General features: G+C 71.0%; 12 protein-coding genes. 7 read left to right on the plus strand and 5 right to left on the minus strand.

Going from position 1 to position 14,935, the window contains the following annotated elements; genetic code table 11:
• Window positions 1-779: 779 nt before the first annotated feature.
• The 3 genes from ACZ7L9_RS23345 to ACZ7L9_RS23355 form a co-directional block, all read right to left on the minus strand.
• The gene (locus ACZ7L9_RS23345) at window positions 780-1,544 is read right to left on the minus strand and encodes an SDR family NAD(P)-dependent oxidoreductase (protein ID WP_471417712.1); all 765 of its coding nucleotides are present in this window, start codon (window positions 1,542-1,544) and stop codon (window positions 780-782) included.
• A gap of 36 nt (window positions 1,545-1,580) precedes the next feature.
• Complete coding sequence (locus ACZ7L9_RS23350) at window positions 1,581-2,381, minus strand: DNA-formamidopyrimidine glycosylase family protein (RefSeq protein WP_471417714.1); 801 nt, start codon at window positions 2,379-2,381, stop codon at window positions 1,581-1,583.
• Window positions 2,382-2,474: 93 nt separating this feature from the next.
• Window positions 2,475-7,157: an Lhr family helicase gene (locus ACZ7L9_RS23355; protein WP_471417716.1), complete on the minus strand. Its 4,683-nt coding sequence runs from the start codon at window positions 7,155-7,157 to the stop codon at window positions 2,475-2,477.
• A gap of 82 nt (window positions 7,158-7,239) precedes the next feature.
• On the opposite strand from ACZ7L9_RS23355, the gene ACZ7L9_RS23360 reads away from it, so the two are divergent.
• The 3 genes from ACZ7L9_RS23360 to ACZ7L9_RS23370 all read left to right on the plus strand — a co-directional run bounded on the left by ACZ7L9_RS23360 (window position 7,240) and on the right by ACZ7L9_RS23370 (window position 9,375).
• On the plus strand, window positions 7,240-8,109 hold the full coding sequence (locus tag ACZ7L9_RS23360; protein WP_471417719.1) for an AraC family transcriptional regulator: 870 nt from the start codon (window positions 7,240-7,242) through the stop codon (window positions 8,107-8,109).
• Between the two features lie 112 nt (window positions 8,110-8,221).
• Window positions 8,222-9,073, plus strand: coding sequence for an AzlC family ABC transporter permease (locus ACZ7L9_RS23365; RefSeq protein WP_471417995.1), 852 nt, complete (start codon window positions 8,222-8,224; stop codon window positions 9,071-9,073).
• Window positions 9,070-9,375 (plus strand): AzlD domain-containing protein, encoded by a 306-nt coding sequence (locus ACZ7L9_RS23370; protein ID WP_471417721.1) that lies wholly within the window; start codon window positions 9,070-9,072, stop codon window positions 9,373-9,375. Before ACZ7L9_RS23365 ends, ACZ7L9_RS23370 begins: the two co-directional genes overlap by 4 nt.
• Window positions 9,376-9,506: 131 nt before the next feature.
• On the opposite strand, the gene ACZ7L9_RS23375 is transcribed toward ACZ7L9_RS23370, so the two are convergent.
• Window positions 9,507-10,421, minus strand: coding sequence for a hypothetical protein (locus ACZ7L9_RS23375; RefSeq protein ID WP_471417723.1), 915 nt, complete (start codon window positions 10,419-10,421; stop codon window positions 9,507-9,509).
• Between the two features lie 79 nt (window positions 10,422-10,500).
• Between ACZ7L9_RS23375 and ACZ7L9_RS23380 the strand changes: the two genes are divergently transcribed.
• The 4 genes from ACZ7L9_RS23380 (at window position 10,501) to recX (ending at window position 14,190) form a co-directional block, all read left to right on the plus strand.
• Complete coding sequence (locus ACZ7L9_RS23380) at window positions 10,501-10,695, plus strand: DUF3046 domain-containing protein (RefSeq protein WP_266749082.1); 195 nt, start codon at window positions 10,501-10,503, stop codon at window positions 10,693-10,695.
• A 168-nt stretch (window positions 10,696-10,863) separates the two neighbouring features.
• Window positions 10,864-12,033, plus strand: a complete 1,170-nt coding sequence (locus ACZ7L9_RS23385; protein ID WP_471417997.1) for an AI-2E family transporter — start codon at window positions 10,864-10,866, stop codon at window positions 12,031-12,033.
• 300 nt (window positions 12,034-12,333) lie between these two features.
• The gene (gene recA, locus ACZ7L9_RS23390) at window positions 12,334-13,461 is read left to right on the plus strand and encodes a recombinase RecA (protein ID WP_471417725.1); all 1,128 of its coding nucleotides are present in this window, start codon (window positions 12,334-12,336) and stop codon (window positions 13,459-13,461) included.
• 3 nt (window positions 13,462-13,464) lie between these two features.
• Window positions 13,465-14,190: a recombination regulator RecX gene (recX, locus tag ACZ7L9_RS23395; protein ID WP_471417728.1), complete on the plus strand. Its 726-nt coding sequence runs from the start codon at window positions 13,465-13,467 to the stop codon at window positions 14,188-14,190.
• Between the two features lie 199 nt (window positions 14,191-14,389).
• Here recX and ACZ7L9_RS23400 read toward each other — a convergent pair whose 3' ends face one another.
• Entirely contained in the window at window positions 14,390-14,869 is a 480-nt protein-coding gene (locus ACZ7L9_RS23400; protein ID WP_384456560.1) for a MarR family winged helix-turn-helix transcriptional regulator, read from the minus strand.
• Window positions 14,870-14,935 lie beyond the last annotated feature (66 nt).

The raw sequence follows: 14,935 nt of genomic DNA on the forward strand, positions 1-14,935 counted from the left end.
GGCTGGGGCTTTTGCGTGCCCTGGGGCGCGCTCTGGAGGGGGGCGGTCCGTTCTGGATGCGGCCCGGGGGTGTCTGGGCGAGACTGCGAATAAGAGGCCTGGATCAGGAGGACCATGGGCGGACCGAAACGGTTCCGAGGTGGCTTCGCACGGTCCGAGGTGGTCCGACAACAGTCGGCCGTGACTCACCTGAAGTGTCTCGAAGCGGCCTGATGCGGGCCGCACCGGCCTGTACCGGGTGCCTGAGTGCCTCGGCTCAGGTGGAGCCGTGATACGGAGCAAGCCCGGACCTGCCGGGTGGAGAGCGCACAACGGTCTGCGGCTGCGCATTGCGCGCTGGTGGTGCACCGGTGCGCCCTCCCGCCGGGCGAGCACGCCGGACTAGGTTCGGCCGGAGGAGGCAGCCATGATACGGCGATGGGTGCCGGCGCTTGTTCTCGGCGGAGTGTGGTGGTGGGCCGTGCTGCGGCTGGTGCTGGAACCGGCCCACGCGGGGCTTGTCGAGGGCGCGGTGGCGGCGGGCGGATGGGGGCTGAGTCTCCTGCCCGTGCATGTCGCCGCGACCGCTGGGCCGAGGGGGGCGAGCGGGGCGGATGGGGATGCGGGTGTGGGACGGTGGTCCGCTACGGCGTTGCGGTGGTCCGGTCCGGGGTTGCGGTGTGCGTACTGGTGGTCCAGGGCCGGGATGCGGCGGCTGGGGCGGTGGTTCGCTCTTGGGATGCCGTGCTTGAGCAGGTGGTCCGCTGTCCTGATGCCGTACGTGGGCCGGGTTCGGCGTACTACCAGGGCATGGCTACGCCGCCGTTCGGGCGGAGGATCTGGCCGGTCATGAAGGCCGAGGCGTCGGAAGCGAGATGGAGCACGGTGTGGGCGACGTCCTCGGGCTCGCCGACCCGGCCGAGCGGGGACATCCGCGCCATCGTGGCCTCTGCCCGGTGTTGCCGGTCCGCTTCGTGGCGAGCGGTCATGGGCGTACGGATCCAGCCCGGGGCGATGGTGTTGACGCGGATGGAATGAGGTCCCAACTCGGCCGCGAGGGTCTTCGTCAGCTGGACGACCGCCGCTTTGGCCGTGCTGTAGCAGAGCAGCCCCGGGCTCGCGGCGTCGACCGCTCCCGAGGCCATGGTGATCAGTGACCCTGGTGCGCCGCGCGCGAGCATGGTGCGGACCACTTCCTGACAGGCGTACAGAACGCCCTTGAAATTGACGGAGAGCACGCGATCGAGATCGTCGTCCGTGGTCTCGAGGACGCTGCTCGTATGCATGATTCCGGCGACGGCGGCCAGGATGTCGAGGTCGCCCGCGGCGGCCACTGCGGCCCTGACCTGATCGCGGTCGGTGACATCGAGGGTGTGGACGTGGGACGTTCCACCCGCTTCGGCGATCAGGTCTCCGGTCTCCAGCAGGCCCTTCTCGTCGCGGTCCGCGCAGTGAACGGTCGCGCCCGCAGCCGCGAGCAGGACGGCGCTCGCGCGGCCGATGCCGCCCGCGGCGCCGGTGATGAACGCGGAGCGGCCCGTGAGGTCGTACGCGGTGAGGGACATGACCGGACGGTACGACCGAATCTGACGACCAGTCAACTAGTGTGTGGGGCCCGATTGGCAGCGCGGACACCAGTAGGCCGGGCGGGCGTCCTGGTCCGCTGCGCGGATGGGTGTGCCGCAGCGCAGGCAGGGGCGATTGGTCCTGCCATAGACCCAGAGCCGTTCGCTCGGACCGTACCTGCGGGGCGCGGCGCCGGTGGTCGTGCGTATCGGGCGGTCGCGGTTGGCTTCGAGGAGCTGCTTGGCCGTGGCGACGAGGCGCGCGGCGGAGGGGGAGGCCAGGTCGCCGACGGGGAGCCAGGGGGTGGCGCGGGCGAGGAAGCAGAGCTCGGCCTTGTAGATGTTGCCGATTCCGGCCAGATTGCGCTGGTCCAGGAGGGCTTCGCCGAGGGGGCGGGCGGGGTCGTTGAGCAGATTGTGCAGAGCGGTGTCGGCGTTCCAGTCGGGGCCCAGCAGATCGGGGCCGAGATGGCCGACCGCCTGCTCCTCGTCCCGGGTGCGGAGGAGTTCGAGGACCGGGAGCCGGTAGCCGACGGCCGTGTGCTCCGCGTTGGCGAGGACGGCGCGGATCTGGTGTGTGGGGCCGCCGCGCCAGGGCTCCCCCGGGGCGTACACGCGCCAGGCGCCGTCCATCTGCAGGTGGCTGTGGAGAGTCAGACCTCCCTCGATACGGGTCAGGAGGTGCTTGCCGCGCGAGATGACGTCCAGAACCGCCCGGCCGGTGAGGTCCGCGGTGGCGAACCGGGGGACGCGCAGGTCGGAGCGGGTGAGGACCCGGCCGGCGAGTGCGCAGTGCAGCCGATTGGCGGTCTGCAGGACGGTGTCTCCTTCGGGCATGCCTCCATGATGCGGGGTCGGGTGGGGAGCGTGGGTGGTACGGCGTGGTGCGAGCGTTCGGTGTGGTGTACGGGGGCAGGGCGCGCTGGTGGTTCAGGCGCGTAGGCGGAGTCCCCTCGGGGTGGCCAGGAAGCCGGCCGCTTCCAGCGTGCGGCCGAGCGGGGAGGTCAGGGACGAGGCGCCGTTGGTGCGCTCCACCGTGACCGTACCGAGTGCTCCCGCGCGGGCGGCTGTCGCCAGGGCCCCGGCTGCCGCGAGGAGTGCCGGGTCTTCCGGGTCGGTGGGCCAGGACAGCAGCGTCTTGCCGCCGCGCTCCATGTACATCGCCAGTTCGCCGTCGACCAGCACCACCAGGGCGCCCGCCTTGCGGCCGGGCTTGTGCCCGGCGCCGTCCGGCGGCTCGGGCCAGGGGAGCGCCGCGCCATAGGCATTGGCCGGGTCCGCAGCCGCGAGGACCAGGGCATGGGGTGCGGCGCCCGGTTCCGTACGGTCGCGGGCGGTGGACGTGGCACGCAGCCGGTCGACTGCGCCGTCCATCGCGAACTGGGCCGCTCCCAGGCCCTCGACGACATAGCCGCGCCGGGCCTGGCCGTTGTCCTCGAAGGCGGAGAGGACGCGGTATGTGGCGGAGAAGCCGCCCGCGACGCCCTCGGCCTGGACCGCGCCGCGGGTCACCACCCCGTGGCGGTCGAGGAGCGTGCGCGCCAGGGCGTGCGCACGGTGCGTGGGGTCGGGTTCGGTGGCGGGCAGCAGGGACCAGCGGCCCGAGACGGTGGGCGGGCCGGTGCGGGACGCGGGCCGGACGGCGGCGGTGAGCGAGCCGTAACGCCCGCGCGGAATGCTCCGCTTGGCCCGGTGCGCGGTCGACCCCGCCGTACGCCCGGATCCGAGGAGCGAACGCAGCGGGGCGAGCGTGTCATTGGTGAGCCGGCCGGCCCAGGCCAGGTCCCAGACGGCATCGGCCAGGTGCGGATCGGTGCAGTCGGGGTGGGTGGTGGCGCGGACCTGGTCGGCGATCTGCCGGAAGAACAGTCCGTACCCTCCGCTCAGGGCTGTCAGGACGGATTCGTGCAACGCGCTGAGTTCGAGCGGGTGCGGGGGCGGGAGGAGCAGGGGCGCGCTGTCGGCGAGGTAGAGGGACAGCCAGCCGTCCTTGCCGGGCAGGGCACCCGCGCCGGCCCAGACGACCTCGCCGGTGGTCGTCAGCTCGTCCAGCAATGCGGGGGTGTAGCCCGTGACCCGGCCGGGCAGGATCAGTTTCTCCAGGGCCGACGCCGGCACGGGCGCACCCTGCAACTGTTCGATGGCGCGGGCCAGTCCGTCGATTCCGCGCAGGCTGTTGTTGCCCATGTGCTGCCATTGGGGAAGGAAACCGGCGAGGGCGGCGGGCGGAACCGGCTCCAGCTCATGGCGGAGCGCGGCGAGGGAACGGCGGCGCAGTCGGCGCAGCACGGTGGCGTCGCACCACTCCTGGCCGATGCCGGCGGGGTGGAACTCGCCCTGGACGAGCCGGCCGGTCGCGGCGAGCCGTTGCAGTGCGCCGTCCGTGACCGCGGTGCCCAGGCCGAATCGGCCGGCCGCCTCGGTGGAGGTGAACGGGCCGCGCGTACGGGCGTATCGCGCGAGGAGGTCGCCGAGGGGGTCGTTCACCGGTTCGGTGAACGCCTCGGGGACGCCGACCGGGAGGGCGGTGCCCAGCGCGTCGCGCAGCCTTCCCGCGTCCTCGATCGCGGCCCAGTGGTCCGCTCCGCCGATCCGGACCCGGATGGCCCGACGGGCGGCGGAGAGCTCCGGAGCCCATGGTGGCCGGGCTCCGCGCGCGGCCAACTCCCGGTCGGTGAGCGGTCCGAGAACCCGGAGAAGGTCCGCGACCCCTTCGACGTCCTTGATCCGGCGGTCCTCGGTCAGCCACTGGAGTTCCTGTTCCAGCTCGGTCAGGACGTCGGCGTCGAGCAACTCGCGCAGTTCTGCCTGGCCGAGGAGCTCGGCCAGCAGGTGGGAGTCGAGGGAGAGGGCGGCGGCCCGCCGCTCGGCGAGGGGCGAGTCGCCCTCGTACAGGAACTGTGCGACATAGCCGAACAGGAGGGAGCGGGCGAAGGGCGAGGGTTCCGGTGTGGTCACCTCGACCAGCCGGACGCGGCGTGCTTCGAGGTCGCCCATGAGTTCCGTCAGCCCGGGGACGTCGAAGACGTCCTGGAGGCACTCGCGGACCGCTTCCAGGACGATCGGGAACGAGCCGAACTCGGAGGCGACCTGAAGCAGTTGCGCGGCGCGCTGGCGTTGCTGCCAGAGGGGGGTGCGTTTTCCGGGGCTGCGCCGGGGCAGCAGCAGTGCGCGCGCCGCGCACTCGCGGAACCGGGACGCGAACAGGGCCGAACCGCCCACCTGGTCGGTGACGATCTGACCGATCTCGCCCTGGTCGAACGTCACATCCGCGGCGCCGACGGGTGGTTGCTCGCTGTCGTACGAGGGGCCCGGCAGCGGTGTCGGATCCTGGGCGGGGTCCTGCGCCGGATCGAAGTCCAGGAGGTCCAGGCCCATCAGATCGGCGTCGGGCAGCCGCAGCACTATGCCGTCGTCCGCATGCATCACCTGGGCGTCCATGCCGTACCGCTCGGCGAGGCGGGCGTTCAGCGCCAGAGCCCACGGGGCGTGCACCTGCGCGCCGAACGGGGAGTGGACGACGACGCGCCAGTCACCCAGCTCGTCACGGAAACGTTCGACGAGGATGGTCCGGTCGTCCGGCACGTGACCGCAGGCGCGGCGCTGTTCGTCGATGTACGACAGGGTGTTGTCGGCGGCCCAGGCGTCGAGCCCCGCGGCGAGCAGACGCTGTCGCGCGTCCTTTGGTGACAACCCGCCGATCTCGCGGAGGAACGCACCCAGCGCACGCCCCAGCTCCAGTGGGCGGCCCAGTTGGTCGCCCTTCCAGAACGGCAGCCGGCCGGGAACCCCGGGCGCGGGCGACACCAGGACACGATCGCGGGTGATGTCCTCGATCCGCCAGGACGTGGTGCCCAGCGTGAAGACGTCACCGACCCGGGACTCGTACACCATCTCCTCGTCCAGCTCACCGACCCGGCCGCCGCCCTTCTTGGGGTCGGCGCCGGCGAGGAAGACTCCGAAGAGCCCACGGTCGGGGATGGTGCCCCCGGAGGTGACGGCGAGCCGCTGGGCGCCCGGGCGGCCCGTGACCGTACCGGCCACGCGGTCCCAGACCACACGCGGGCGCAGCTCGGCGAACGCGTCGGACGGATAGCGGCCGGCGAGCGTGTCCAGCACGGCGGTGAACGCCGATTCGGGCAGGGAGGCGAAGGGGGCCGCGCGGCGGGTCACGGCCAGCAGATCGTCCACCTGCCAACTGTCCAGGGCGACCATGGCGACGAGCTGCTGGGCCAGCACATCGAGAGGGTTGGACGGGATCCGGAGCGCCTCGATGGAGCCCTCGCGCATCCGCTCGGTGACCACGGCCGCCTGCACCAGATCGCCCCGGTACTTCGGAAACACCACTCCGGTGGAGACCGCACCGACCTGGTGCCCGGCCCGGCCGACCCGTTGCAGTCCGGAGGCGACCGACGGCGGCGACTCGACCTGGACCACCAGGTCGACCGCCCCCATGTCGATGCCCAGCTCCAGACTGGAGGTGGCGACCACGGCAGGAAGTCGCCCCGCCTTGAGATCCTCCTCGACCTGGGCGCGCTGCTCCTTGGAGACCGAACCGTGGTGGGCGCGGGCGAGCAGCGCGGGGGCGCCCTTCGCCGCGCCCGACTGGGCCATGACCTCGGCCGGGGAGTGTGCCTCCGGCAACGACGGGTCGGAGGTGTGCTCGTCGAGCACGGTGCCGGTGGCCCGCTCGTACGCGATCTCGTTGAGCCGGTTGCACAGCCGCTCCGCGAGGCGGCGGGAGTTCGCGAAGACGATGGTGGAGCGATGTTCCTGGATGAGATCGACGATGCGTTCCTCGACATGGGGCCAGATCGACGGCTTGTCCGCCTGGCCAGCCTGGTCGGGGTCGGTGGCGGGGGAGCCGCCGAGCTCGCCCAGATCCTCGACCGGCACGACCACCGACAGGTCGAACTGCTTGGTGGACGGCGGCTGGACGATCTCCACCTTCCGCTGCGGCGAGAGGAAGCGCGCCACCTCGTCGACCGGCCGGACCGTCGCCGACAGGCCGATCCGTCGTGCGGGCCGGGGCAGCAGTTCGTCGAGACGCTCCAGCGATACGGCGAGGTGGGCGCCCCGCTTCGTACCCGCCACGGCATGCACTTCGTCGAGAATCACCGTCTCGATGCCGGACAGCGCATCCCTGGCCGATGAGGTCAGCATCAGGAACAGTGATTCGGGCGTGGTGATCAGGATGTCCGGTGGCCGGGTCGCCATCGAGCGGCGCTCGGCGGGCGGGGTGTCGCCGGAGCGGATTCCCACCCGGACCTCGGGCTCGGGCAATCCCAGACGCACCGACTCCTGGCGGATGCCGGTCAGTGGTGAGCGGAGGTTGCGCTCGACGTCGACCGCGAGGGCCTTGAGGGGAGAGACGTAGAGCACACGGCAGCGCTTCTTCGCCTCGGCGGGTGGCGGGACGGACGCCAGCCCGTCCAGCGCGGCGAGGAACGCGGCCAGGGTCTTGCCGGAGCCGGTCGGCGCGACGACCAGCACGTCCGAACCCTCGCCGATGGCGCGCCAGGCGCCTTCCTGCGCGGCCGTGGGCGCGCTGAAGGCGCCCGCGAACCAGCTGCGGGTCGCAGGGGAGAACGAGTCGAGCGCAGTGCCGGCCATGTCCCCCATCGTGCACCCCGCCACTGACAACGGCCGTGACGACCATCGGCGACCACGTTCCGGAGCTGCGAGAATTTGCCCCATGGTGGCCATACCGCAGTCGGGATCGGGGGAGTGGGCGAGGCACTGGCAGTACGCCGAGCTGCCCGACCTCGATCTGCTGCGTGCCCGGTACGTGCGCCACACCTTTCCGCGCCACAGCCACGAGGGCTATGTCTTCGGCACCATCACCCGCGGGGTGGAGGACGTCGGGCTGCCGGGAGGCACCGTCCACGCGGGCCCCGGCGACGTCGTCATGATCAATCCGGAGGTGCCGCACACCGCCCGCGCGGGGGTTCCCGAGGGCTGGGTGTACGCCACGCTGTACCCGTCCGCGCGGGTGATCAACGACATCGCGGCGGATACGACGAGTCTGCGTGGCACGGTCGCCTTCACCGAGACCAGTGTCGTGGACCCGTACGCGGCCCGGCTGATCGGCGAGGTCCACCGGGCCGCCGAGGAGGGCAACGCACTCGCCGCCGACACCGTGCTGCGGGTCATGGTCGGGCGGCTGCTCAGCCGGCACGGCAGTGTGCCGGCCCTCCGCGAGCCCCGCTCGGCGGGTGCACGGGACGCGGCGCGGGCCCGCGCGGTACTGGAGGGCCGGCTGGCGCGGCCGCCCACGCTGGACGCGTTGGCCGCGGAACTCGGCACCAGCCCGTTCGCGCTGCTGAGGGCCTTCAAGAAGGAGTACGGAATGCCGCCGCACGCCTGGCTCACCGATGCCCGGGTGCGGGCCGCGCGCCGGATGCTCGACGCGGGGACGGCGCCTGCGGAGGCGGCCGCCGAGGTCGGCTTCACCGATCAGCCGCATCTCAATCGCCACTTCACCCGGATCGTGGGGGTGCCGCCGGGCGCGTACCGGCGCGAGCGTGCAAGAACGTACAAGACCGGTCGGGATCTGCCCACGTAGCGTTCCGGTCGTGGCAGAACAGACAACACTCCCAGAGGGCGCCGGCGAAGCGGCCGGCGCACCCCACGGCGGCGCGACCGTTCCCGCACTGCGGCAGGAAGCGGCAGAGACAATGTCGGAGGCTGCCGGGGCGACATCGGACGAGGCCGCGGCGAAGTCGGACGCGGCCGTCGTGCGCGACGCGCTCGGTGTCGGTATAGCCGTCGGGCTCTCCGGCTTCGCCTTCGGCGTGACCTCGGCCGGCTCCGGACTGAGCCTGTTGCAGACGTGCGTGCTCAGCCTCGCCGTCTTCACCGGAGCCTCGCAGTTCGCCCTCGTGGGCGCTCTCGCCGCGGGCGGCAATCCGTACACCGCGGCTGCCGGGGCCTTCTTCCTCGGCGTACGCAACTCGTTCTACGGCCTGCGGCTCTCACAGCTCCTCGCGCTTCCGCGCGCGCTCCGTCCGTTCGCCGCCCAGTGGGTCATCGACGAGACCACCGCTGTGACGCTGCCGCAGCCCACCCGGCGGGCCGCGCGGATCGGTTTCGCGGTCACCGGGATCACCCTCTACGTGCTGTGGAATCTGACCACGCTGCTGGGGGCCCTCGGCGCCGAGGCGCTCGGCGACACCGATGCCTGGGGACTGGACGCGGCGTCGCCCGCGGTCTTCCTCGCCCTGCTCGCGCCGATGCTGAAGAGCACCACGGAGCGCATCACCGCCGGAGTCGCGGTGCTGCTCGCGCTCGGACTGCTGCCCGTACTGCCCGCCGGCGTCCCCGTCCTGCTGTCCGCGCTCGCTGCCCCCGCTGTTCTGTTTCTGAGCGGACGCCGGAAGGGAACGCACCGGGACGCAGACCTCGCGGGAACGGGCCGGGGCGAGTCCACGACGGGAACGGGCCAAGGCGGTACCGGTACGGAAACGAGCCAGGGCGGGGCCGGGACGGGAACGAGCCGGTGCCCGGCCGCGACGGAGGAGAACCGATGAACATCTGGATCGCTATCGGGCTGACCGCCATCGGCTGTTACCTCGCCAAACTGCTCGGCCTGCTGGTGCCGGCCGGTGTGCTGGAACGCCCGCTCGCGCAGCGTCTCGCGGCGCTCCTGCCCGTGGCGCTGCTGGCCGCTCTCACCGCCCAGCAGACGTTCGGCGACGGGCAGCACCTGACGCTGGACGCCAGGGGCGCGGGGCTGGCAGCGGCGGCGCTCGCACTGGTCCTGCGCGCGCCCTTCCTCGTGGTCGTAGGGGCCGCCGTGGTCGTCACAGCAGGGGTACGCGCCCTCGGTTAGACACCGCTGAAGCACATCTGAGGCACGTCTGACGCACGTGGGTAAGGGGCTCGGTCCTATGAGGGCCGAGCCCCTTACCCACGCGAAAACGGTGCGATCCGGGCGACGGCCGTCTGAGAGGGCACACGTTCTCAGTCCAGGCCGCGTCCATGGGCCCGCAGTGTCAGGAGCGCCTTGAGCGTCACGATGGGCCGCCCTTCCAGAGCCGTCCCCGGCGCCCACTGCCGCCAGTTCACCGGCCAACCGCCGTCCGCCTGTTGCTCGGCCGCGAGATGGTCGAGCGAGCGGGCCAGCTCCTCGTCGGTGAACCAGCTGCGGGCGAGCGAATCGGGTGTGCGGGCGTAGTCGTACGGGAAATGCTGCTCGCCCGGTGCGTATCCGGCAGCCACCGGGTACTCCGCGCGCCGCTCCGGATCGAGTACGGCGAGCCGCTGCTCCCGCACCAGCCGCCCGAGCCGGTCGGCCGCCGCCTCCGCACGGGCCCGGTCGGGGGCGCCGTCCAGGAAGGCGAGCGCCGCCTCGATCTCGTACGGGTGCGACCGGTCCAGGGCGTCGACCGCCGCCCAGCAGAAGTCGGTCGCCCGGAACAGCCAGGCATGCCACACTGCGTTGCGGTGCAGGAGCCCGACGACGGGTCCGGTGGCCAACAGCTCCGCAGGCGGGTCGTCGACGACCGGGATGAACGGTGCGGCCGGATAACCGCGCTGTGACGGCAGGAGAGCGGGCAGCGCCCCCTCCTTCGTGGACACCTCGGTCAGGAAGCGACAGATCCGCTCCACCCGCGGCCCGCCGCAGCGGCCGATGGAGTCGAGGACATTGAGAGCGTGAGCGGTGTGCAGTGGCTGACTGACGGGGCCACGCAGATCGGGTTCTAGAGCGTGCCCGTATCCGCCGTCCTCGTTCAGATAGGCGGCGAGTGCGGTCTCCACGGCGTCCGCACTTCCTTTCAGGAAGTGATGCGCGAACCGCCGCTGTTCCAGGACACGGGCCGTGAGCCAGATGAACTGCTCGGCACGGTTGAGGGGACTTGCTCCAGTTCCAGCCATGGACCGACCGTAGGGCGGCGAGCGCTCTCGGCAGGACATAGCGGCCCGGCTGCACTCTCAGGAGCGGGATACTGAGGTCATGCGGTTGACGATTTTCTGGGAACGGATGGCGGACCACTTCGGCGCGGGGTACGCCGATTCCTTTGCGCGCGATCATGTGATGGCCGAGCTCGGCGGGCAGACGGTGCACCAGGCGCTGGCCACCGGCTGGGACGCCAAGGACGTCTGGCGAGCAGTCTGCACGGCAGTCGACATCCCCGCAGACAAGCGCTGACCCCGGCTCGTCAGCGGCCGGACCTGGGCTGTTGTCCGGGGCGGGCGGCTGCTTGGCACAGCCGTAGGCGAGACTGGAGCGGTGTCACCGACAGACGAGACAGCCCAGACCCAGACGCCTCTCACCCAGCCCACCCCGGCCGCGCCCGCCGGCACCGGGCCTGCCCGCATGCCGGCGTGGCTGCCGCGCGCGATGGTGCTCGCGCTGGCTCTCTATGCCTGTTTCAGGCTCGGCAGCTGGGCCTTCGACCAGCTCATCGGGCTGCTGATCAATGTGCTGATCGCGTTCTTCATGGCGCTTGCCATCGAGCCCGCGGTGAGCCGGATGTCGGCGCGGGGCATGCGCCGCGGCCTCGCCACCTTCCTGGTCTTCCTCGTGGTGCTGATAGCCGCAGCCGGTTTCGTCGTGCTGCTCGGCTCGATGCTCGCGGGCCAGATCGTCGACATGGTCGAGGGGTTCCCGAAGTATCTGGACTCGGTGATCAACTGGGTCAACCAGAGCTTCCACACCGAACTCTCCCGGCTCGAGGTCCAGGACAGTGTGCTGCACTCCGACTGGCTGCAGAAGTACGTCCAGAACAGTGCGACCGGAGTGCTCGACATCTCCACCACTGTGCTCGGCGGGCTGTTCCGTCTTCTGACGATCTCGCTGTTCTCGTTCTACTTCGCCGCCGACGGCCCCCGGCTGCGGCGGGCCCTGTGCTCCGTACTGCCGCCCGCCAGGCAGGCCGAGGTGCTGCGGGCCTGGGAGATCGCGGTCGACAAGACCGGTGGCTACCTCTACTCGCGCACCCTGATGGCACTCATCTCCGGCATCGCGCACTACGTCCTGCTGGTGATCCTCGGCGTGCCGTACGCGCCCGCGCTCGCCATCTGGGTCGGCTTGGTCTCCCAGTTCATTCCCACGATCGGTACGTATCTGGCGGGCGCCCTGCCGATGCTGATCGCGTTCACCGTAGACCCCTGGTACGCGCTGTGGGTGCTCGGCTTCGTCGTGGTCTACCAGCAGTTCGAGAACTATGCGCTGCAGCCCAAGCTCACCGCCAAGACCGTCGACATCCATCCGGCGGTCGCCTTCGGATCGGTCATCGCGGGTACGGCTTTGATGGGCGCCGTGGGTGCGCTGATCGCGATCCCGGCCGTTGCCACGCTCCAGGCGTTCCTCGGCGCCTACGTGAAGCGGTACGACGTGACGGACGACCCGCGGGTGCACGGTCGCCACCAGCAGCGTGGTGAGTCGGCGCTCACTCGGCTGCGCCGGTCCTGGCGGAGCGCCGAGAGCAGTGAGACCCGCGGCGGACAGGGCACTCCGGAGCCGGAGAATCCGGAACGCGTCTGACCGGCTCACGGGTGGGGCCGCTTCGGGGACGGCCCGTCACGCCGGCCGGCCCTGGATCTGCGGACGGCCCTGGCCCCTCTCAGGGGTCTGCTGATTCGGAATCCTTCATGGCTGACCGGCCCGGTGCGGTGCGCTTGACAGCAAAATCGAACATCCATTCTGATGGGAATCTGGCCGGGTTTTCCCGGGCCCGACCGTGGAGTTGTCCACAGGCCGGGAGGACGTCGAGGCCCATTGTCAGTGGCAGGGGTTAGCGTCTTTGACGTGAAGCGATCGACTCAAGCAAATCGGGTGGAACCCATGGCAGGAACCGACCGCGAGAAGGCGTTGGACGCCGCACTCGCACAGATTGAACGGCAATTCGGCAAAGGCGCGGTGATGCGCCTCGGTGAGCGGCCGAACGAGCCCATTGAGGTGATCCCCACCGGGTCGACTGCCCTCGACGTGGCCCTCGGCGTCGGCGGTCTGCCGCGCGGCCGTGTGGTGGAGGTCTACGGACCGGAGTCCTCCGGTAAGACGACGCTGACGCTGCACGCCGTGGCGAACGCGCAGAAGCTCGGCGGCTCGGTGGCCTTCATCGACGCGGAGCACGCCCTCGATCCCGAGTACGCGAAGAAGCTCGGCGTCGACATCGACAGCCTCATCCTGTCCCAGCCGGACAACGGTGAGCAGGCGCTCGAAATCGTGGACATGCTGGTCCGCTCCGGCGCCCTCGACCTGATCGTCATCGACTCCGTCGCGGCGCTCGTGCCGCGCGCGGAGATCGAGGGCGAGATGGGTGACTCGCACGTGGGTCTGCAGGCCCGCCTGATGAGCCAGGCGCTCCGCAAGATCACCAGCGCGCTCAACCAGTCCAAGACCACCGCGATCTTCATCAACCAGCTCCGCGAGAAGATCGGTGTGATGTTCGGCTCGCCGGAGACCACGACCGGTGGCCGGGCGCTCAAGTTCTACGCCTCGGTGCGCCTCGACATCCGCCGGATCGAGACGCTGAAGGACGGCACCGACGCCGTCGGAAACCGCACCCGCGTCAAGGTCGTGAAGAACAAGGTCGCGCCGCCCTTCAAGCAGGCCGAGTTCGACATCCTCTACGGCCAGGGCATCAGCCGCGAGGGCGGTCTGATCGACATGGGCGTGGAGCACGGCTTCGTCCGCAAGGCGGGCGCCTGGTACACGTACGAGGGCGACCAGCTCGGCCAGGGCAAGGAGAACGCCCGCAACTTCCTCAAGGACAACCCCGATCTCGCCAATGAGATCGAGAAGAAGATCCTTGAGAAGCTGGGCGTCGGAGTCAGGCCGGATGCCGATGCCGCCGAGCCCGGTGCGGACGCGGCGGGCGGCGCCACGGCTCCGGCCGACAGCGCGAAGTCGGTGCCCGCTCCGGCCGGCAAGAGCAAGCCGGCCAAGGCCGCGGCGGCCAAGAGCTAGACCGTGACGCGTCGTACGGAGTGGCCGGTCAGCGCCGACGATCAAGGCGCTCGTTTCGGTCCCGAATTCGCCGCCGGACACACGGCCGGGTCCGAGGGTGCGTACGAGCCGGAGGCCGGTCCCGGTCACGGCGGCTCGGGCGCCGGACTCGGCGAGGGGGCGGGTCGTCGTGGCCGCTCCCGCTCCAGGAGCAGCGGCTCCCCTTCCTCGTCGAGGGCCGAGAAGGGGGAGCCGCGAGACCCGGTCGAGCAGGCGCGCAACATCTGTCTGCGGTTGCTCACCGGGACCCCGCGCACCAGAAAGCAGCTTGCGGACGCCCTGCGCAAGCGGGAGATCCCGGATGAGGCGGCCGAAGAAGTGCTGTCGCGCTTCGAGGACGTCGGGCTGATCGACGACGCCGCTTTCGCGGACGCCTGGGTGGAGTCCCGGCATCACGGCCGAGGGCTGGCCCGCCGCGCTCTCGTCCGTGAGCTGCGCACCAAGGGGGTGGACTCCGCAGTGATCGACGAGGCCGTCGGGCAGCTCGACTCCGATCAGGAGGAGACGACCGCCCGTGAGCTGGTCGCGCGCAAGCTGCGGTCCACTCGCGGCCTGGACCGCGACAAGCGGCTGCGCCGCCTTGCGGGCATGCTCGCCCGCAAGGGGTACGGGGAGGGAATGGCCCTGCGCGTGGTGCGGCAGGCGCTGGAAGAGGAGGGCGAGGACGCGGAAGGCCTGGACGAGTCCTAGTCTGTCGGGAGTGCGGTGGTAACCGGAGTGCTACGGGAAACCCGGAGGGCTACGGGAAACAGGGAAGGGCGAAACACGCCACGCCCGGCCCGCCGGGACGGAGGGAGCGGGTCCGTCTCCGGGCACGGGAGATCCCGACGGGCGCGGAGACAGCCGTGCGCGCGCTCGGTCACGTCCCTTGTCAGGGAGGTTCGCGGGGTTACTCGGCGGCGGGCACGGGGCGCAGATGACGCGTGAGCGACGTCAGCGCGCCGAGGGCGGAACCGAGTGCGTCCATCTCACCGTCGGTGAGGGACTGGAGAGCCTGGGACATGTGGGCGCCCTCGAGGCGCCGGACCTCGGCAAGCTCCCGCCGTGCCCTTGAGGTCGGATACAGATGCGCGATCCGCTTGTCCCCGGCGTCCTGCCGACGCTCCAGCAGTCCCTGCTCGGTGAGCTGGGAGACGAGGGCGCTGACGTTGTTCGGCCGCATCAACAGGGCGTCGGCGGCCTGGCGCACGGTGGCGCCCTCCTGCTGCGATACGAAGCGCAGCAGTGCGAGCTGCCCCTCGGGCGGCTTGGGCCGCGCGAAGTCCTGGGCGACCCGCCGGTCGAGAGCCCGGTTCAGCGCGGGCAGGCACGCCGTGAGCGCAGCGGCCACACGGTCGAGGTCCTGGGCGGACGCGCGGGAATCGGACATGGCCGGAATGGTAGATCTGAAAACATAGGTATGTCAAAGGATGTTTCTGCAGGCCCCGTGTGGCGA

The sequence above is a fragment of the Streptomyces sp. NPDC111516 genome, from assembly GCF_055635345.1.

Coding starts and splice junctions, on each gene's coding strand:
- ACZ7L9_RS23345 (WP_471417712.1), bottom strand. CDS start 1,544: ATGTCCCTCACCGCGTACGACCTCACGGGCCGCTCCGCGTTCATCACC.
- ACZ7L9_RS23355 (WP_471417716.1), bottom strand. CDS start 7,157: ATGGCCGGCACTGCGCTCGACTCGTTCTCCCCTGCGACCCGCAGCTGG.
- ACZ7L9_RS23385 (WP_471417997.1), top strand. CDS start 10,864: ATGCCGGCGTGGCTGCCGCGCGCGATGGTGCTCGCGCTGGCTCTCTAT.
- ACZ7L9_RS23375 (WP_471417723.1), bottom strand. CDS start 10,421: ATGGCTGGAACTGGAGCAAGTCCCCTCAACCGTGCCGAGCAGTTCATC.
- ACZ7L9_RS23365 (WP_471417995.1), top strand. CDS start 8,222: ATGTCGGAGGCTGCCGGGGCGACATCGGACGAGGCCGCGGCGAAGTCG.
- recA (WP_471417725.1), top strand. CDS start 12,334: ATGGCAGGAACCGACCGCGAGAAGGCGTTGGACGCCGCACTCGCACAG.
- ACZ7L9_RS23380 (WP_266749082.1), top strand. CDS start 10,501: ATGCGGTTGACGATTTTCTGGGAACGGATGGCGGACCACTTCGGCGCG.
- ACZ7L9_RS23350 (WP_471417714.1), bottom strand. CDS start 2,381: ATGCCCGAAGGAGACACCGTCCTGCAGACCGCCAATCGGCTGCACTGC.
- ACZ7L9_RS23360 (WP_471417719.1), top strand. CDS start 7,240: ATGGTGGCCATACCGCAGTCGGGATCGGGGGAGTGGGCGAGGCACTGG.
- ACZ7L9_RS23400 (WP_384456560.1), bottom strand. CDS start 14,869: ATGTCCGATTCCCGCGCGTCCGCCCAGGACCTCGACCGTGTGGCCGCT.
- ACZ7L9_RS23370 (WP_471417721.1), top strand. CDS start 9,070: ATGAACATCTGGATCGCTATCGGGCTGACCGCCATCGGCTGTTACCTC.